The organism is Vagococcus sp. 211, from assembly GCF_056322705.1.
In genome coordinates, this window is sequence record NZ_CM150475.1 from 124,400 (window position 1) to 143,581 (window position 19,182).

Genomic DNA, 19,182 nt, shown 5'->3' on the forward strand with positions numbered 1-19,182 from the left:
GGTTGGCGTGCTTTTTAAAATCAAAAAAATAGGGCTTATGAGCTTTAAATGTTATAATAACCTCATAATTAAAGACAAGTAGAGGACAAAATAATATGAGAGAATGGCAAACAATATTACAAAACCAAGGGATTCCCCCTTTATTTAAAGAAATGAGAATTGGTTTAGAGAAGGAGAGTCAACGTGTCACACCTAGTGGAGAATTGGCTAATACTGATCATCCTAAAAGAGTGGCAAGTCGTGACACACATCCTTATATACAGACAGATTTTAGTGAGACGCAAGTAGAACTCATCACCCCCGTTTTTGATACGAATCAAGAAGTGTTACAATTTTTGGGTGCTCTTCATGAAGTAGCATTACGTTCAATGGATGCTGAGGAACGGTTGTGGCCACTGAGTATGCCTCCTGTTTTACCTGAAGATGATAGAGAGATTATGATTGCTAAATTAAGTGATCAAGGGGATGTTAACTATCGTCGTTATTTAGCAAAAGTATATGGTAAACGCAAGCAAATGGTAAGTGGGATTCATTATAATTTTGAATTTTCTAAAGAGATGATTGAGTCATTATTTAAGACCCAAGAAGAGCATGAGACCATTGAGAGCTTTAAAACAGACATGTACCTTAAAACGTCTCGTCATTATATGAGATATCGTTGGTTGATTACCTATTTATTTGGTGCTAGTCCCTATGCTGAAGCAGGTTACTTTACTGAAGATAGTACGCCAGAGATGCCTGTTAGAAGTATTAGAAACAGTCATTTTGGCTACACCAATAGACCTGAAATAGAAGTGTCTTATGATTCTCTAGAGCGTTATATCACAGACATTACAGATTTAGTAGACCATGGTGATTTAATTGAAGCCAAAGAATTTTATGCATCGGTTAGACTAAGAGGTGGCAAGAATTTTGAGGAACTTTGTCACAATGGTATTGGTTACATAGAACTTAGAAACATTGACCTTGATCCATTTGCTCCGTACGGTATTACTAGCCAAACGTTGGAATTCTTACATTTATTTGTGATGTTGATGTTATGGATAGATGAGACTGAAACGGCTAAGGAATTACTGGATAGAGGAACTGAGTCTAATGAAGTGGTATCATTAGAACATCCATTAAGCCAGACAAGTTTCGTGGAAGAAGGACGCTGGTTACTTGAGGAAATGTCACACATGTTGGACAGTATTCAAGGGAGCAAAGAGCAACGCGATTTAGTTATTTGGGCCAAAGAAGCATTAGAACACCCAGAGATGACACTCTCAGGAAGAATGTTGACAATATTTGATGACACCCCCACAAGCAATCACGATTTTGCTGTAGCTATGGGCCAAAACTTCTATGAAAAAGCACAGGAGAAACCTTATCAGTTAGAAGGTTACCGTCATATGGAATTATCGACTCAAATCTTGATGTTTGATGCCCTACAACAAGGTATTAAAGTAGAAGTATTAGACGAGTCAGATCAATTCCTTAAATTAAAAGGCTTTGGACGTACTGAGTATGTAAAAAATGCGAACATGACAAGTAAAGACAACTATGTGGTACCATTATTAATGGAAAATAAAACAGTCACTAAAAAAGTGTTAGCACAAGCAGGATTTGTCGTTCCTTTAGGAAAAGAGTTTGGTTCTGTAGAGGACGCAATGGCAAGTTATGAACGATTTGAAGGTAAAGGAATTGTAGTTAAACCCAAATCGACGAACTACGGCTTAGGTATTTCCATTTTTAAAGAAGGCGCAACAGCAGAGAATTACCAAGTAGCTGTTGAGATTGCCTTTAGAGAAGATGACCATATTTTAGTAGAAGAATTTTTACCTGGTACAGAGTACCGATTCTTTGTTTTAGATGGTAAAACGCGAGCAATTATGCAACGAACACCAGCTAATGTGGAAGGTACAGGACATCATAGCATTAAAGAGTTAGTAGCTGAAAAGAATAAAGACAGTCTAAGAGGAACACACCATAGGTCTCCTTTAGAACTAATTCAATTAGGGGATATTGAGCAGTTGATGTTAAAGGAACAAGGCTATACTATCGACTCGGTACCTAATAAAGGCGACATTGTGTATTTACGGGAAAATTCGAATGTTAGTACTGGTGGAGACTCAATTGATGTAACAGATGAAATGGATGACAGTTACAAGAAAATTGCTGAAGAGGCAGTGAAGGCAATGGGTGCCACGATTTGTGGGATTGATTTAATTATTCCAGATCGACAGGTCCCAGGAGACATGACGGATGGACAAACATATGGCATTATTGAAGGGAATTTTAACCCAGCAATGCACATGCATATTTACCCATATGCAGGAGCTAGCCGTAGATTAACCATGGATGTCTTGAGATTACTTTATCCAGAAATTAAATAATAAACGAAAAGTGCGACTGGTATTTGCCAGTCGCGCTTTTTTTATTTTATCCAAGCTTGGATTTGTTTCAGATGTCCTGTTTGACTTACTTTGTCAGTACCACCAGACCCATCGTCTTTATTTTCCCAGTCTATGTAATAACTCTTCTTCTTTTCTGTAGAAGAGACAATGGTTGCTGGTCCTAAATGATTGGAATGTGTTTCTATTACGATTGTTTCAGCTTCTTCTTTAGACACTTTTGTGCCTAAAAAACATCCTGTGAGCAGAAGAAGTAAAAGACAAGGTAAGAGATATTTTTTTATCATAGTGAGCACCTCTTAATTAAGAATAAGGGTTTGTTTAGTTGGTTCCTTCACTTTGAGACCTGTTTTATTTTCCCACCATTGGTTTAAATCATCGATGTAAACTGTCGGAAAGTTAGCTAGTTTAGCCATCATTGTATGATCATAGGGGTAGTGTAATTGCAGGTTATGCTTTAGCTCTGTTAGTAAATTATAATACTGGAAAGCGGCATAAAGAGTATCTTCGTCATCACTAGAAATTAACGCATCAGGTATTCGTTCCAACATGAACCCTAAATGACGAACAACGAAAGGAAGAGCGTCCGTCGTGTTAGCAGAGTCAATGTCCTTTAGCAACATGATATGAGTGTGTAAAGCGGCGGCCAACTCTTGTTTAATTGAAGAAATCTCCATCCTGTTCACTCCTATGAAAATAATTTTTTTAGGAAACTCATCTTATTATTAGTTTGAGGTGGGGTAGGTGTTTCTTTTTTTTGGGTATCATCAAGTACTCGCCCTGATGGTAGTGAAATATCGTCTAGATCAACAGCATAGTCTAATGCATAGACTAGGCCAATATCAGTGGTTGATGTGTCAGTTTCAACTAATCTGAACGAGACACCAGCCTTTTGTGCTAGTTGCATCATCTTGTTTTGTTGTTGGGGGGTTAAGTTTGCATTAAGCAACACTTGTCCTTTTGGAAACTCTTTGAATTTAGATAGACATCCTGAAGGATATGATGTTTTAGCGATATCATCCATCGTTAAGGCAAGAACCACACGTTCTCTGTAAGTACCTAGATACTTTCTTTTTTCGTCAGGCTTGATCTGAGGCGTGCCGTACATTCCTTTTTCTAAATAATCTTGTACATCTTTGGACACTGATATCCTCCTTTCTACATAAAATAAATAACTCATGTCCAGTATATCACATTCTGTTACAAGCCTCTTTAAAAAAGAGTTTGCAATTAAGGGAGTGATTAGGTAAACTGTAACTTGTAATGAAAATCATTCTCAATTAAGGAGGTTGATAGCATCACTAAGAAACAAGTTTTCCCTTTATTTTTATTGATTAGTGTTTCTTGTTTGTCTTTGTTTGTGGGGGTTAAAAGTATTCCTTTTAGCCATGCTTTTTCTCTTGATCAAACAGAGTCTCTTGTTCTATTCAGTACAAGAATCCCAAGGACAATCAGTTTAATTATAGCTGGAGCGATCAGTAGTGTGTGTGGGTTAATTATGCAACATTTGACGCAAAATAAATTTGTCTCACCTACGACTGCGGGAACGATGGATAGCGCCAGATTAGGTATGTTAGTGGCTATGTTGTTTTTTCCAAATAGTTCTATTTTAAGTCGGTCTTTAGTGGCTTTTATTTTTGCCTTCATAGGCACGTTGCTTTTTATTCAATTGATTCAGAGATTGCCTGCTAAAAATCAAGTACTGGTTCCTTTGGTAGGTGTGATGTTTGGTAATATTATTGGCTCTATTGTGACGTTCTTTGCGTATCAATTTCAATTGATTCAAAATATGACCTCATGGCTTCAAGGAAGCTTCTCAACCATTACACGTGGCGATTATGAGTTGATTTATGTGTCTGTCCCGGTGTTACTAATCTGTTATTTTTTTGCTTACCGGTTTACGATTGTTGGGATGGGTGAAGAGATGGCAACGAATATAGGGTTGAATTATAAACAAACACAAATGCTAGGACTATTATTAATTGCCATAGCAAGTAGTGTGGTTCTTGTCACAATTGGTGGCTTGCCTTTTTTAGGGGTTATTATTCCTAATATCGTGTCCCTCTTTTACGGAGATCAGATGAAGAGGACCCTGTGGCCAACTGCAATTTTTGGTAGTTTATTTTTAGTCATATGTGATATCTTAGCTCGGGTGATTAATCCTCCTTATGAAATACCTGTTAGTCTTATTGTTGGTGTTATCGGTAGTGTCATTTTTATTATTTTATTAGTTAGAGGTGGTAAAAAATGAGACAACATAAACTGACGACAACGGGCAAGATAATGCTGTTATTGATCATTGTATTATTAAGCATTGCATTGTTTTTAACGTATAAGACCTATGGTAATTGGGAATTTGCTTTAAATTTAAGAGGTAAGAAACTATTAGCTTTTGCTATTGTTGGTATTTTGACAAGTTTTTCAACAATTAGTTTTCAAACCTTATCACAAAACCAGTTTTTGACACCTAGTATTCTGGGTCTGGATTCCTTGTATGTTTTGATTCAAACAATTCTCTATTTTTTTTGGGGAACAAACAGTCATTTATTCAGTGAACATAAATATGTTATTTTTACATTAAATGTTGGCTTGATGGTAGGCTTGAGTGTTGGTTTATTTCAAGCATTATTGAAAAAGGAAAAACACGATTTGTTTCTATTATTAATGATAGGTATGATTCTAGGCACCTTATTTAAAAGCTTAAGCACCTTTTTACAAGTGTTGATGGACCCTAATGAATACGATAAATTACAAGGAAAACTCTTTGCTAGTTTTGGTAATGTGGATGTGTCATTACTGATATATGTCTTACCCATCGTTGGTCTCGTTTTGGTCCTATTTTGGTCCCAAGCTAAACGCCTAGACGTGCTGCATTTAGGAGAAGCTCAAGCAGTGAATTTAGGCATTGATGTCCGGAAATTACGTCTGTTTCTTCTAATTCTAATTAGTTTATCTGTCGCTATTTCTACGGCATTAATTGGCCCAATCACTTTTTTAGGATTCATCGTGGCCAATGTAACGTACCAGTGGTTGGACACTTATCAACACCGGTATTTATTTATAGGTGGAGCATTGTTAAGTGTGCTACTTTTAGTTTTAGGTCAATTTATGGTAGAACAAATTTTTCATATGAATACCACATTAAGTGTTGTGATTGAATTTAGTGGGGGCATTTATTTTGTGTGGAAAATCTTACAGAATAGAGGAGGAACAGCTTAATGGATATCAAACAAGTCTCAAAAAAATACGGCGCAAAAGTTGTCGTTGAAGAGGTGGATATAACGTTGCCGCAAAATGAATTAATGGCATTCATTGGTCCAAATGGGGCAGGTAAGAGTACGTTACTATCCATGATGAGCCGTTTGATTGATAAAGATACTGGTGGCATTTATCTTGATGGCCAAGAAGTAAAAGCTTGGAATCAGCATGAACTTGCTAAGCGCTTATCCATATTAAAGCAAACCAATTCTGTTCAATTAAAACTGACAGTAAGAGAATTAGTCGCTTTTGGCCGATTTCCTTACAGTCAAGGTCGCTTAACCAAAGCAGACCAAGATAAAATTGATGAATCTTTAGATTATTTGGGTTTAAATGATCTAGCGGAAGAAAGAATTGATACCCTTTCTGGGGGTCAATTACAACGGGCTTATATCGCTATGGTATTAGCCCAAGATACAGATTATATCTTTTTAGATGAACCACTTAACAATTTGGATATGAATCATGCCGTACAACTGATGCAAACCATGCGTCGTTTAGTAGATGAAGCAGGGAAAACGATTGTTATTGTGTTGCATGATATTAATTTTGCATCAAGCTATGCGGATAAGATTGTGGCCATGAAAAACGGTAGAGTCTTTAAATATGGTCCAACGGATGAGGTTATTACTAAAGAAGTGTTAGATGATTTGTATGATATGAGTATCCGAGTGTGCGAACTCGAAGGCAAACGATTCTGTTTGTATTTTAATTAAATGTGAAGGAGCAAAACAATAATGAAAAACATGGTGAAATTTTTAGGATTATTAATGATACCCGTTTTATTTTTAGTTGGATGTGGCAGTAACCAAACAACAGATACAAAGGAAACATCATCAAGCACATCAAAAGAAACAACGGTGTTAACAGTGACGAATGGTCGTGGAGAGAAAGTAGAAGTACCTAATAATCCGCAAAAAGTCGTTGTCTTTGATATGGGTTCTTTAGATACGATGAAGGAATTAGGAATGAGTGACCGTGTGATTGCGACGCCATTAAAAACACTTCCAGCCTATTTAGATGATTTTTCTGGTGTTGAGAATGCTGGTGGGATTAAAGAGCCAGATATGGAAAAAATTAATGCCTTACAACCAGACTTAATTATTATATCAGGACGCCAAGAAGATTTTGCAGCTGATTTAGAAAAAATCGCACCAACGCTTTACTTAGGTGTAGACAGCACTAAGCCTTGGGAATCAGCGAAACAAAACATGACGACCTTAGGGACTATTTTTGCTAAAGAAGAGGCAGCTAAAGACAGTATTGCTGGATTAGAAAAACAAATAGCTGATTTAAAAACAATGGCTCAAGAAAGTGGCAAAAAAGGTCTTGTTAGTTTAGTAAATGAAGGATCGTTATCGGCCTTTGGAGAAGGCTCTCGTTTTGGTATTGTGTATGATACATTTGGCGTGACACCTGTTGATCCTAATATTGAAGTGTCACCTCACGGAAAAGAAGTATCTTATGAGTATGTATTAGAACAAAATCCTGATATTTTGTTTGTGGTTGACCGTACGAAAGCGATTGGTGGAGACAACAGTAAAAATAACGTAGCAGAGAATGAATTAGTGAAACAAACAACAGCAGGTAAAGAAGGTAAAGTCGTTTCTTTAACACCAGATGTGTGGTATTTATCGGGTGGTGGTATCAAGTCTACTGAGTTAATGATTCAAGACGTAGCACAAGCGTTTAAATAAGCGAAAAGTAATATATAGTAATTATTTTATAAAAAAAAAGACTCCACAACTAATTGTGGAGTCTTTTTTTGTTTAGTTAGATTCAGATAAACCTTTTTCTTTTGCTAATTCATTATTGTCATAAATTTTAACGAATGGATAATAGCATATAACAGATACTAAAATCAAAATCAAGTTTAGAACTGCTGCTCGCCAGTCTCCACCAGTTGCAAGGTAAGCACCGATTGGCCCAGGTAATGTCCAAGGAGCGGTAACGATTACTGGATTTACCATACCGGCTTTTGTCACAAACCAAGCGATGGTAGCCATAATCATGGGTGTAAATACAAAAGGAATCATCATAATTGGGTTTAATACAATCGGAACACCAAAGATAACAGGTTCATTAATATTGAATAACGAAGGCGTAATAATTGCTTTACCTAATTTCGAACCATATTCTGACTTAGCTGTGAAAGCTAAAAGAATAGCGAGACCGATTGTTGCACCGGAACCACCAACCCATACAAACCATTGAAAGAAAGGCTCTGCAGCGATATGTGGCAGTGTTTCTCCTGCGGCTAAAGCTGTAGTGTTACCTTCTAATAATTGTAACCATACTGGGCGTGCTAACGAACCAACGATAGATACACCGTGTATACCAAATACCCAGAAGAACGTAATCATAAAGATTAGTAAAAGAACACTAGGAAGCGAATCTGCTGCGCTGATAAGTGGTGTAACTATCTTAGCTACTGCAGAATGCCAATCAAATCCAATAAAGTAAGTGATAGTAGCCATACCTAAGATAACAATTAAAGTAGGTGTTAATGCTTCAAATGAACGAGCAACGGCAGGTGGTACTTGTTCAGGCATAGTGATTTTAAATTTGGATTTATCTGTCATTCGGTATATTTCTACTGCGATGATAGATGTAATGATACCAACAAACATGCCACCGCCCCCAAGATTAGCCATTGGTAGAACGAATCCAGCAGTTCCAGCAGCATCTAATGCTTCAGCAGGGATATTTACAGGTACAAATGTTAATAGAAATGCAATAGTAGCTAGTATACCACCTGATACAGAATCTAAATCATATGTTCTAGCTAAACTAGCACCAATACCGAATGTTGCATAAAGGGACATAATATACATAGTCATACGATACGGTAATAGGATTGTTGCGGCATTAGAAGTTAAGAATTCAGTAATACCCCAGCTTGCTGGAAGTGGTGGGAAAGCAACAATAAGGAAAAATGAACCGATAATAATTAATGGTAATGTAGCGATAATACCATCACGAATAGCTCGTAGATGTCGTTGATTAGCAATTTTATCCATAGGACCCGCTAGCTTAGAATCAACAAAATTAGTAAATTTTTCTAACATATTTACAACTCCTTATTTCAATAGTAATTTCTTAGAAAATAAAACCTTTAAACAACCAAAAATATGATAGTGTCTCTAGAATGACAAAAGCGACAGTAGCTATTAACCAAAAACGTTTATTTAAACCATCATTAGTTTCTATAAAACATTGACCATAAGCCATTGATAAAGAGATGAGAGCTGGTAAAAACATCATAACAGCGATACGTGTATCCCAGTTCATTTCATAAAAGAAATAAGGGAAAACAATACCACCAAGAATACCGGCTAATAAAATTAAGAGTGAACTTTTGATTGAAAATTTAGGAATCGATTGATTTCTATTTTGTGTCGTCATTAAATTGAGCACCTCCTATTATAATAGTTGTTATCCTGAATGTGTCTGATTGCAATCATATACTGACATTCATAAGGCATGAGTGAATGTAATATTAATAAAGAAAGCACTCACATCTTTATTATAAGTATACACCATAAAAAGTTTTTTTCAACTTTTTATTTGTTATTGTGTAACAATATTTCAATAACGATTTCAATATTTCTTGAATTTTTAAAATAAATTGAAATATTATTTCAAAAATGATAATATTAAAGGGAAAGAAGTTGAAAGGTAGGTAATGATAATAATGAGTTATATATTATGGGGAGGTGCAACCTCTTCGAGTCAATATGAAGGTGGTTTTGATGGTGAAAAAGGTATGGATACACAAGATTGTCGTCCGTATTTACCGAGAACAAGTCAAGCAACAACTGAAACGCGTTTGCTAACGCAAAAAGTGATTGAACAAGCTAAGGCTGGCACGACCGATTTGTTCTATCCCTTTAGATCAGGAACAGCAGGTATCGATCATGTAGAAGAGGACATTGAATTGCTGTCAGAATTAGGCTTAGATGTGTATAGATTTTCTATTAGTTGGTCTCGATTATTTCCGAATGGAGACGAATTAGAACCTAATGCCAGAGGTGTTGCTTACTACGACGAGGTTATAAACCGATTACGAGAAAAGAGTATTCGTATTTTTGTGACGATGAATCATTACGCAGTACCATTAAATATCGTTGAGACTTATGACGGATGGAAGAATAAAGAAACGATAAAATTATATGAGAGATTTGCAAAGTTTGTTTTAACACGTTGGGGCAAGTTTGTTGACTATTGGTTGCCCTTTAATGAAATCAATGCTGGTTACTTTAGTCCATATAATGGTGTAGGGTTAGTTAAAAGTGATGTTGCGGATGCTTATGATTTCCAAGATGTATTTCAAAGCTTACATCATCAGTTTGTTGCAAGTGCTAAGGCAATAAAATATGGACGCTCAATAGGTGTTAAGGGCGTATTTGGTTCAATGATTTCATGTTTTTGTTATTATCCACTAACACCAAAACCAGAAGATAATTTGAAGATGGTGCAAGATGAGCAAGTAAATCAATGGTTTTGTATGGATGTCCTATCAAAAGGTTACTATCCTTATTATATGACACCATTTTTTGAAGAGCATGATGTTCAATTAGATGCAACCGAAGATGAATTATTATTATTAAAAGATTATACTTGTGATTTTGTTTCATTTTCTTATTATTCATCTAGTATTAGTACGGTAGATGAAGCAGAGCAACAAACAGCAGGTAATTTAGTAGTAACGACTAAAAATCCTTATTTAAAAGCTAGTGAATGGGGATGGCAAATTGATCCTATTGGCTTACGAACTACACTGCATAAAGTCTACGATCGCTATCAAAAACCTGTCGTTATTTCAGAAAATGGTTTAGGAGCCAAAGATACATTAGAAAAAGATGGCTCTATCCATGACCCTTATCGTATTTCTTACTTTGATCAGCATTTTAAAGAAATACTAAAAGCCGAGCAGGAAGGTGTAGATATTAGAGCTTATATTGCCTGGGGAATTATTGATATTGTTTCTGCAGGAAGTTGCGAAATGGAAAAACGTTATGGTGTGATCTATGTAGAGGCGGATAGTGAAGGGCATGGGACATACCAAAGATATAAAAAAGACAGCTTTGATTGGTATAAATGTTACATAGAAAAAGAAAAAAAGAATAGAGGGTGAAGGTGTGTTAGAACATTTAATGACAGAACAGCGTAATCAGGAAACAGCTAATTTAGATCAATTAAGTATTGCAGATACTGTAAAAAAAATGAATGAGGAAGATTATAAGGCTGTTGATGCTATTCATGCGAAAGCAGATCAAATCACATCTGTGATAGAACAAGTGGTAGTAAGTTTAAAAGAAGGAGGTCGGTTATTTTATTTTGGTGCTGGGACGAGTGGCCGCTTGGGGATTTTAGATGCAGCAGAGTGTGTTCCTACATTTAGTACAGAGCCTGAATTAGTACAAGGGATTATTGCAGGTGGTGAGTCAGCGATGACTGTTGCTGTTGAGGGGGCAGAAGATTCTTTAACGTTAGCAGAAAGAGATTTCAAAGAACGTCAATTAACCAATAAAGACATTGTTATCGGTATTAGTGCAAGTGGTAGAACGCCTTATGTTATTGGGGGCTTACAATATGCTAACAAAATAGGAGCTACTACAGCGTCGATTTCATGTAATGAGCAGGCAGAGATGAGTCAATATGCTACATTCCCTATTGAAGTGTCAGCAGGACCTGAAGTTTTAACGGGCTCGACTCGATTAAAGGCTGGTACGATGCAGAAATTAATTTTAAATATGATATCTACTATTAGTATGATTCATTTAGGAAAAGTTTATGGTAACTTAATGGTAGATGTCAAACCAACTAATGAAAAATTGGTAGAACGAGGAAAAAATATAATTATGGAAGCGACAGGAGTTACTAGAGAAGAAGCCAGTTTTTATTTTGAAGATTCGAATCAACATGTAAAATTAGCTATTTTAAGAATTCTAACAAATACTTCCAAAGAGGAAGGACAGATATTACTAGAGAATCACAAAGGCTTTATCCGTAACGCGGTACAAGACATGGAATGAAAGGATGTGAGCTGATGGAGTACATAATTGGTGTTGATTGTGGGGGAACTAAAACAGAAGCTGCAGCTTATGATACATTCGGTAATTTACTGGTCTCGAATACTGCAGGAGTGGGCAATGTGGTAGTAGATTATGATAAGGGACTACAAAATATTAAAAAAGCTATTTTTAGTGTTGTAAATCAGTTGAAGAGCGATACTTGTCTAAGGATGACGATAGGAATAGCAGGAATTGATAGTGGAGGCTTGAGGGAAAGTATCACCAGTGATTTATCAGATATAAAGTCCCCGATAACGTTATTAAATGATGGGCAACTAGCTCATTATTCTATCTTAAAAGGCTGTGAGGGTATGACATTAACTGCTGGAACAGGGTCCGTTGTACTAGGATTGCGAGAAAATCAATTTTATCGTGTTGGAGGTTGGGGACATTTGCTTGGTGATCAAGGTAGCGCTTTTGATATAGCTAAGCAAGGAATTCAACAGGTATTATTAGAAGAAGATTCTGGTTTGGAATATAGTAGTTTATCCGAAAGTATCTTAGCCTTTTTTGAAGTTCACAATGCTTTGATGTTAACAAAAAAAGTGTATCAATTAGATAAAGGGGAGATTGCTGCTGTCGCTGTCGTTATTGCTGAAAGAGCAGAGAAAGACCAGCTAGCAAAAGACATAATCAATCGAGTGGGTATTTCTTTAGGTTGTTTACTCGACAGAATGATTAACAGATTACCAAAAAATGAATCGGTACAGTTAATTGGATTGAACGGCAGTGTCGTGGAAAAAAATAATCAAATACTAAGTGTGATAACAAAGTATCTTGAAGAGAGAAAACATGTAGTCAAGCTGATAAAAAAAGAAGAATCTTGTACTAAAGGTGCATACTATTTATATAGAAGGGAACAACTATCATGAGAAAATTAGGAATATCTGTTTACCCAAACCATAGTTCTGTCAAAGAAATAAAGGCTTATATGGATTTAGCTGCGAAATATGGTTTCACAAGAGTATTTACTTGTTTGTTGTCTGTAGATAAAGAGGATATAGAAAAAATAGTAGCGGACTTTTCGGAAACTATTTTTTATGCTAAAGAATTAGGAATGGAAGTTATTGCGGATGTGAGTCCAAAAGTCTTTGGAGACTTATCTATTGGTTATAATGACTTATCTTTTTTTAAAAACATAGGAGCTGATGGGATTCGATTAGACATGGGTTTCACGGGCAATGAAGAATCAATGATGACTTTTAACCCACAGGATTTAGATATTGAACTAAATATTAGCTCAGGTACCCGCTATTTGGAAAATATTTTAAGTTATCAAGCCAACGATAGTAAGTTAATGGGATGCCACAATTTTTATCCTCATCGTTATACCGGGTTAAGTTATGATCATTTTATAAGAACAACTCAAATTTATAAGGACCATGGGATTAGAACGGCTGCTTTTGTCAATTCACCAACGGCGACAATTGGTCCATGGCCAGTAGAAGAAGGATTATGTACATTAGAGATGCATCGTAATTGGCCGATCACAACACAAGCGAAACACTTGTGGGCTACAGATTTAATTGATGATGTAATCATAGCTAATTCATTTGCTTCTGAAGAGGAGTTGAGAGATTTAAGTAATATTGATCCATACAAATTGACTTTAGATTGCACGCTCCGAGAAGATACGCCTGAGCTAGAAAGGAAAATTGTTTTAGAAGAGTTTCATTTTAATAGAGGAGACGTATCAGATTATGTAGTTAGATCAACCCAGAGTAGAGTCAAATATAAAGGCCATCATTTCAAACCGTTTAATATTGACAACATAAATAAAGGGGATATTATTATAGAAACATCCTTATACGCTCATTATGCAGGTGAACTACAGTTAGCGTTACTACCTATGGAGAACTCAGGTAAGACGAATGTTGTTGGATCAGTTACTAAAGAAGATCAAGTATTGTTACCTTATATCAAACCGTGGCAGAAATTTACCTTTAATGAGGTAGTAAAATAAGGGAGGTCAGTTAGATGGTATATGGGATTGGTATCATGTCAGGAACATCTCTAGATGGTATTGATGTCGCTATAGTGAAAATAAGCGATAGAGATTCTAATCAAGCAACTTATGAACTAGTCGATTTTGATAGCTATTCCTTTGAAGAAGATACAAAAAAAAGAATTATGGCTTCTTTAGCAGCTGAGACTTCAGACGTGGCACTCATTTGTAGTTTGAATATCGAATTAGGATATTTGTTTGGTGAGGCCGTGATTAAACTATGTCATAAAAATGACTTATTATCTCAGGATGTATGGTTTGTATCTTCTCATGGACAAACCATCTATCATAATCCTATTAAAACATCAGATATGTACGCTTCAACCCTACAAATAGGAGAATCAAGTGTTATTTCTGAAGTTGTTAAAACAAATGTTGTATCAGATTTTAGGTATAGAGATATGGCTGTTGGAGGTCAAGGAGCGCCCATTGTACCTTATTCGGAGTATGTGCTATATAGAGAAGAAAACAAACTTAGAATTCTACAAAATATCGGAGGGATTTCCAATGCAACGATTATCCCCAAACATGCAGAACTACATGATGTGTTAGCATTTGATACTGGTCCTGGTAATATGATAATTGATGAATTATGTCGTCATTTTTACAATCAAGAGTATGATGAGGATGGTCTGTACGCTAAGGCAGGTTGTGTCAATGAAACTATATTAAATCGTATGTTGATGCATCCGTTTATCAAAAAATCAAGACCGAAGAGCACAGGAAGAGAAGATTTTGGTAAACACTACGTTTTGGAATTACTTGAAAATTACCCTGATATAGCAGCAAATGATTGGATAAAAACTGCCACGGTATTTACAGCAAAAGCAATAGGTATATCATTGAATGAGTATAATCAGATAGGAACAGAGCTTATTGTTGGTGGAGGTGGAAGTTACAATTCTGAATTAGTAAGATTGATTAAGAATGAACTGCCATTAATGAAGGTGATGATTCAGGAAGATATAGGGCTGTCGTCAGACGCTAAAGAAGCGGTTGCTATGGTAGTTTTGGGCCATCGAACAATGAATCATTTACCAAGTAATGTCCCAAGTGCCACAGGAGCACAACGAGATGTTATAATGGGTAAAATAACTTATTATTAGAAGAAACAACAGGAGGTATATCATTATGAAGAGTAAACTTGTGCATCATCGAGTTAGTAGTATATTTGATGATTTAACTCGATCAGAACGAAAAATAGCACAGTTGGTCATGGACGAACCAGAAGCAGTGATTAAAATGACAGCTAGTGAATTAGCGAAAGCCTCGAATACTAGTCCTGCCTCAGTCATTCGCTTTTGTAAGTCCATTGGTATACCAAGCTTTCCAGAGTTAAAGTTGATGTTATCGGCTGAGAAAGATGCTCCGGTGGCTATGAACTATTCAGATATTTCACCAGATGAAAAATTAGGTGACGTTAAAACCAAGCTATTAGGTAATGCCTACCAATCTATGAGGGAAACGATTGAACTTGTAGATGATGACATGTTATCTAATATTATTGACCTGATTATTGATTCTCCTTTTATTTATGTTTATGGTATTGGCTCATCTTATTTGGTTGCAGAAAATATTGCTCAAAAATGGAATCGAATTGGTAAAGTGTGTATTTGTATAGCCGATGTTCATATTTTAATATCTAGTTTAACTTCTGCGCCTAAAAGCTCAGTATTTATAGGTATTTCTAATTCTGGAGAAACAGCTGAGGTATTAACATTGAATCAAATCGCTCAGGAACATGGGCTCGTAACGATAGGTATTACACAGTTTGGCTCTAATTCTTTAAGCAAAAAAGTAGATGTTTCACTCCAAACTGTTAAATCAAAAGAAGCGGAGCTACGTAGTGCAGCAACAAGTTCATTGATGGCTCAATTTATTTTAATTGATTTATTATTTCATGCCTATGTCTTACAAAGCTATGATGAGAACATGGAAAATATTTTAATATCTAGGAAGTCTGTAGACACGTATAAACGTAGAACGAGTTAAGGTTTATGCTTGTCTCTTTTTCTCTGTAGAATAGAACATAGAGGGTGTGAATAGATGACAAAAAATGAAGAGCAACAATTAAGAGCGATTCGACGCTATGCAGAAAATGTTCTAGGACAAGATACAACAGGGCATGACATGACTCATATTGAGCGTGTGGTTCGTAATGCAAAGAAATTACAAGAGAAAGAGGGAGGTAGCCTATTCTTAATAGAGAGTAGCGCCTATCTTCATGATGTTCTGGATGATAAACTGGTGTCTGATGTAGAAAAAGCGAAACAGGATTTAATTAGCTTTTTAGTTTTAATAGGTGTAGAGGAAAGAATTATTGAGACTATTTTATTTATTATAGATCACGTGTCCTTTAGTGCTCAATTAGAAAATGACCCTATTGAATTAACAGTGGAGGCCAAAATTGTTCAAGATGCAGACCGATTGGATGCTATAGGGGCAATCGGCATTGCTAGAACCTTTTATTATGGGGGAAATAAAGGGCATAAAATGTATGACCCAACAGTAGTGCCGAGAAAGGCGATGACTAAATCAGATTATCGTCAAAATGAAACGGTTCTCAATCATTTTGATGAAAAGCTGTTTAAGCTGAAAGAGTTATTTCAAACGGAGGCTGGAAAAAAAGAAGCTGACATAAGGCATCAAGTAATGGTAGATTTTGTGACGCAATTCAAAAAAGAATGGGAAGAATAGTAAAACAGTCAGAAGAATGCCATTCTTCTGACTGTTTTAATTTTTTAGTGGTAGCCAAATTTCTGTGATGTGATTAGCTGAGAAAGGATCCAAATCAAGGGGATAAGATTCAAAATCAGGTCCCTCGCTAGGTTCATAATGAGTGCTTTGGAAAAACACGCCGTAGATATCTTGGTAAGTTTGTCTAATAGCATCAGGGACGGGGCCACGAGCCTGGAAAACAGCCCATTTTGTTTTTGGTAAAGTAATCGTTTCAAGGTCTTTATTAGCTGTTTTTGTAGCAGTTTGTACACCAATGAAATAATCATAGGCTTGATTTAGGCCAGGTAAACAGATACCTAATACATGATTAGGACCAGAAGCATCTTTTTCAGCTACGACTTGGTGAAATAAATCATAGGCATTAAATCTATCCCAAAACGTTGGAATCTTACGTTGTCCTTCCTCTAAATTGAGATAAGATTCTCTCGTTCCTGTGACTAAAAAAGCTGGTTTTGTTACAATGTGATATTCCATAAGATCTCCTCCTTGTATGTCGACACGAATCCTTAATCGGGGATAGAGAGTTAATTGCTCTATTTCCTTTCGCGCATAAGAGGGTGACACATGAAAAAGTTGTTGAAAGGCTCGACTATAAGCTTCAGATGATTGATAGTTGTATTTGAAAGCGATATCAATAATTTTTGTTTTCGTTTCTTTCAAATCGTACCAAGAATGAGACAAACGTCTCTTTCTAATGTATTCTCCTAAACTGATACCAGATAGGATAGAAAAAACTTTTTGGAAATTAAAGATGGACATATTAGCGAGTGTCTCGATATGACGCATATCAATAGTATCTGACAAATGTTCCTCAATGTAGTCAATAATTATTGCTAGTTCTTTCATGATGTAACCTCCTCTTATCTCCAATATAAAATACTTCTTATCATGTTACTGGATAATCTTTGGCAAATTATATCATATTTTATAAAAAAAGAGAGAGCTATTCAGCTCTCTCGAAATCTTTTACTTCTGTTAACATGCCATCTTCCATACGGAATACACGGTCGCTCCAACCAATCATACGTTGGTCATGGGTTACCATAACGGTTGCTTTTTCTTTTTCGTGGGCTTCTTTTACAAGTAATTTAACCACGTTGTAAGCATGTTCCGTATCTAAACTAGCAGTCGGTTCATCGGCTAGAATTAAACTAGGATTGTTGAAGAGCGCTCGGCCAATAGCGACACGTTGGCGTTCTCCCCCAGAAATTTCATTTGGGTATTTATTTTTAAGCTCAAATATACCAAGAGATGTTAATAATTCATCTAATTTACTTTCATCCATTTTATCTTTAGTCACCTTGTTAACCAATCTAAACTGATCTTTGACAGTTAAGAAAGGAATTAAGTTAGAACTTTGTAAGATAAAACCAATTTCATCAAAACGTAGAGCGGCACGTTTTTTCTCAGGTAAATCAGAGAAATCATGCTGATTAATACTAATATCCCCAGAAGTGGGTGTTTGTAGGCCCCCAGCAATGGTTAGAAAAGTACTTTTTCCAGAACCAGAAGGACCGATAATGCTGACAAACTCTCCTTTTTTTACAGTAAAATCAACGCCTTTAAGGGCAGTTATTTCATTTTGACCTTTACCGAATTTTTTTACGATTTGTTTCATAACTAATATGTCTCTCATGATTTTATCCTCCTATGGCATTGATTGGGTCTACTTTAGTAACAGTGATGGTTGAGAATAACCCACCAATGATGGAAACGAAAATTAATGTGATACCATACAACAACCATTGTTGTGGGAAAATAGCGAATGGCATTGCTTTTGGTAACACAAAGCTAATAGCGTAGCTTAAAGCACCTGCTAAGCTTGCACCAATGACACCAACGACAAATGATTGAGCAATAATACTTGTTGAGATGAAAGAGGTGCGAATACCTTGGACTTTCATCACGCCGAAAATTGAAATTTTTTGTAGTGTAATAACATACATGAAAATCCCAATAACAGCCGCTGCAATAAAGAATAAGAAGTAAATCATGGCATTAAGGGTTAGATTTTGGGCAGAGAAACCAGGAAGGTGTTCAATGAAGTCTGTGGTTGTCATAGACTCTAAATCTTTGCTCTTAATGTCTGTGCTTTTTTTGTTTGTTAGAATGGCATTGATTGGGTAATCCTCTTCTGATTTAAAGGGTTGCCCACCGTATTTAACCTCTACGACAGTATCTAAAGTAGTATAGATAACAGGAGTGATAGTGTAGTATGTCGCCGGAAAAATCCCAACGACGCTTAATTTAGTGTCATCTTTACCAACTGTTAAGGTATCACCCACTTTAACACCATCATCTGCTAAGTTTTGTGAGATAATTGCTTCATTTTTCTTTGTAAAGGTAGCACCTTCTGTTGTATCTGGGATGAAGAAGGCATCTTGCTGTGTCCCAAACATGGATACATTGATTTTGTCTTTACCAACTGTGATAGCACTACTGTAAAGGTTGATTGATGCTTTGTCCTTTGATACAACGTTGTCCATTTCTTTTTGTGTCAGTTGTGAAGCACTAAGCATTTTATTTGATTCTTCCGATAGAACAATCTCTGTGGCATCCCAATCTTCCACCACTTGTTTAAATTGTGTTGCTAAGCCATTAGCAAGTCCTGATAACATAAACACAACAAAGCTAAGAAGAAGCATGATACCAATAATTAAACTGTAACGTAATTTTGAATATTTCATTTCTTTTAAGGCTAAAAACATAT

At 36.0% G+C, this 19,182-nt stretch carries 20 protein-coding genes; 12 read left to right on the forward strand and 8 right to left on the reverse strand.

From position 1 onward, the window contains the following. The first annotated feature begins 95 nt into the window (after positions 1 to 95). Positions 96 to 2,375, forward strand: a complete 2,280-nt coding sequence (gshAB, locus tag ACVWM0_RS00690; RefSeq protein ID WP_476472734.1) for a bifunctional glutamate--cysteine ligase GshA/glutathione synthetase GshB — start codon at positions 96 to 98, stop codon at positions 2,373 to 2,375. Positions 2,376 to 2,416: 41 nt separating this feature from the next. Here gshAB and ACVWM0_RS00695 read toward each other — a convergent pair whose 3' ends face one another. Genes ACVWM0_RS00695 through ACVWM0_RS00705 form a run of 3 tightly spaced genes read right to left on the reverse strand, consistent with a single transcriptional unit; the run spans position 2,417 to position 3,537 of the window. Beyond that, the gene (locus ACVWM0_RS00695) at positions 2,417 to 2,680 is read right to left on the reverse strand and encodes a hypothetical protein (protein ID WP_476472735.1); all 264 of its coding nucleotides are present in this window, start codon (positions 2,678 to 2,680) and stop codon (positions 2,417 to 2,419) included. 12 nt (positions 2,681 to 2,692) lie between these two features. Beyond that, positions 2,693 to 3,070, reverse strand: a complete 378-nt coding sequence (locus ACVWM0_RS00700) for a hypothetical protein (RefSeq protein WP_476472736.1) — start codon at positions 3,068 to 3,070, stop codon at positions 2,693 to 2,695. Between the two features lie 11 nt (positions 3,071 to 3,081). Then, positions 3,082 to 3,537 carry a YueI family protein gene (locus ACVWM0_RS00705; protein ID WP_476472737.1) on the reverse strand — a complete coding sequence of 152 codons (456 nt, stop codon included), beginning with the start codon at positions 3,535 to 3,537 and terminating at the stop codon, positions 3,082 to 3,084. 153 nt (positions 3,538 to 3,690) lie between these two features. Here ACVWM0_RS00705 and ACVWM0_RS00710 point away from each other — a divergent pair, with 153 nt between their 5' ends. From ACVWM0_RS00710 to ACVWM0_RS00725, 4 genes are read left to right on the forward strand one after another with little or no spacing between them, the layout of a single operon-like run. Then, positions 3,691 to 4,644, forward strand: coding sequence for an ABC transporter permease (locus ACVWM0_RS00710; RefSeq protein WP_476473720.1), 954 nt, complete (start codon positions 3,691 to 3,693; stop codon positions 4,642 to 4,644). Continuing rightward, positions 4,641 to 5,612, forward strand: coding sequence for an iron chelate uptake ABC transporter family permease subunit FitB (fitB, locus tag ACVWM0_RS00715; protein ID WP_476472738.1), 972 nt, complete (start codon positions 4,641 to 4,643; stop codon positions 5,610 to 5,612). The genes ACVWM0_RS00710 and fitB overlap by 4 nt, the downstream gene beginning before the upstream one ends. Beyond that, a complete protein-coding gene (locus ACVWM0_RS00720; protein ID WP_476472739.1) occupies positions 5,612 to 6,367 on the forward strand; it encodes an iron ABC transporter ATP-binding protein in 756 nt (251 codons plus the stop codon). Before fitB ends, ACVWM0_RS00720 begins: the two co-directional genes overlap by 1 nt. A 21-nt stretch (positions 6,368 to 6,388) precedes the next feature. Beyond that, positions 6,389 to 7,348 carry a siderophore ABC transporter substrate-binding protein gene (locus ACVWM0_RS00725; protein ID WP_476472740.1) on the forward strand — a complete coding sequence of 320 codons (960 nt, stop codon included), beginning with the start codon at positions 6,389 to 6,391 and terminating at the stop codon, positions 7,346 to 7,348. Positions 7,349 to 7,420: 72 nt separating this feature from the next. On the opposite strand, the gene ACVWM0_RS00730 is transcribed toward ACVWM0_RS00725, so the two are convergent. Next, on the reverse strand, positions 7,421 to 8,719 hold the full coding sequence (locus ACVWM0_RS00730; protein ID WP_476472741.1) for a PTS sugar transporter subunit IIC: 1,299 nt from the start codon (positions 8,717 to 8,719) through the stop codon (positions 7,421 to 7,423). 31 nt (positions 8,720 to 8,750) lie between these two features. Next, positions 8,751 to 9,056, reverse strand: coding sequence for a hypothetical protein (locus ACVWM0_RS00735; protein ID WP_476472742.1), 306 nt, complete (start codon positions 9,054 to 9,056; stop codon positions 8,751 to 8,753). 289 nt (positions 9,057 to 9,345) lie between these two features. Here ACVWM0_RS00735 and ACVWM0_RS00740 point away from each other — a divergent pair, with 289 nt between their 5' ends. From ACVWM0_RS00740 to ACVWM0_RS00770, 7 genes are read left to right on the forward strand one after another with little or no spacing between them, the layout of a single operon-like run. After that, positions 9,346 to 10,788: a glycoside hydrolase family 1 protein gene (locus ACVWM0_RS00740; protein ID WP_476472743.1), complete on the forward strand. Its 1,443-nt coding sequence runs from the start codon at positions 9,346 to 9,348 to the stop codon at positions 10,786 to 10,788. A 19-nt stretch (positions 10,789 to 10,807) separates the two neighbouring features. Continuing rightward, positions 10,808 to 11,689, forward strand: a complete 882-nt coding sequence (murQ, locus tag ACVWM0_RS00745) for an N-acetylmuramic acid 6-phosphate etherase (protein ID WP_476473721.1) — start codon at positions 10,808 to 10,810, stop codon at positions 11,687 to 11,689. A 14-nt stretch (positions 11,690 to 11,703) separates the two neighbouring features. Beyond that, positions 11,704 to 12,600: a BadF/BadG/BcrA/BcrD ATPase family protein gene (locus tag ACVWM0_RS00750; protein WP_476472744.1), complete on the forward strand. Its 897-nt coding sequence runs from the start codon at positions 11,704 to 11,706 to the stop codon at positions 12,598 to 12,600. After that, positions 12,597 to 13,691 carry a DUF871 domain-containing protein gene (locus tag ACVWM0_RS00755; protein ID WP_476472745.1) on the forward strand — a complete coding sequence of 365 codons (1,095 nt, stop codon included), beginning with the start codon at positions 12,597 to 12,599 and terminating at the stop codon, positions 13,689 to 13,691. The genes ACVWM0_RS00750 and ACVWM0_RS00755 overlap by 4 nt, the downstream gene beginning before the upstream one ends. Before the next feature lie 14 nt (positions 13,692 to 13,705). Then, on the forward strand, positions 13,706 to 14,839 hold the full coding sequence (anmK, locus tag ACVWM0_RS00760) for an anhydro-N-acetylmuramic acid kinase AnmK (RefSeq protein ID WP_476472746.1): 1,134 nt from the start codon (positions 13,706 to 13,708) through the stop codon (positions 14,837 to 14,839). A gap of 25 nt (positions 14,840 to 14,864) precedes the next feature. Next, positions 14,865 to 15,725, forward strand: a complete 861-nt coding sequence (locus ACVWM0_RS00765) for a MurR/RpiR family transcriptional regulator (RefSeq protein ID WP_476472747.1) — start codon at positions 14,865 to 14,867, stop codon at positions 15,723 to 15,725. Positions 15,726 to 15,779: 54 nt separating this feature from the next. Then, a complete protein-coding gene (locus tag ACVWM0_RS00770) occupies positions 15,780 to 16,430 on the forward strand; it encodes an HD domain-containing protein (protein ID WP_476472748.1) in 651 nt (216 codons plus the stop codon). Positions 16,431 to 16,466: 36 nt separating this feature from the next. On the opposite strand, the gene ACVWM0_RS00775 is transcribed toward ACVWM0_RS00770, so the two are convergent. The 3 genes from ACVWM0_RS00775 to ACVWM0_RS00785 form a co-directional block, all read right to left on the reverse strand. After that, a complete protein-coding gene (locus ACVWM0_RS00775; protein ID WP_476472749.1) occupies positions 16,467 to 17,318 on the reverse strand; it encodes an AraC family transcriptional regulator in 852 nt (283 codons plus the stop codon). 97 nt (positions 17,319 to 17,415) lie between these two features. After that, positions 17,416 to 18,108 (reverse strand): ABC transporter ATP-binding protein, encoded by a 693-nt coding sequence (locus ACVWM0_RS00780; RefSeq protein ID WP_476472750.1) that lies wholly within the window; start codon positions 18,106 to 18,108, stop codon positions 17,416 to 17,418. Positions 18,109 to 18,112: 4 nt separating this feature from the next. Then, a complete protein-coding gene (locus ACVWM0_RS00785; RefSeq protein WP_476472751.1) occupies positions 18,113 to 19,180 on the reverse strand; it encodes an ABC transporter permease in 1,068 nt (355 codons plus the stop codon). Between the last annotated feature and the right edge of the window lie 2 nt (positions 19,181 to 19,182).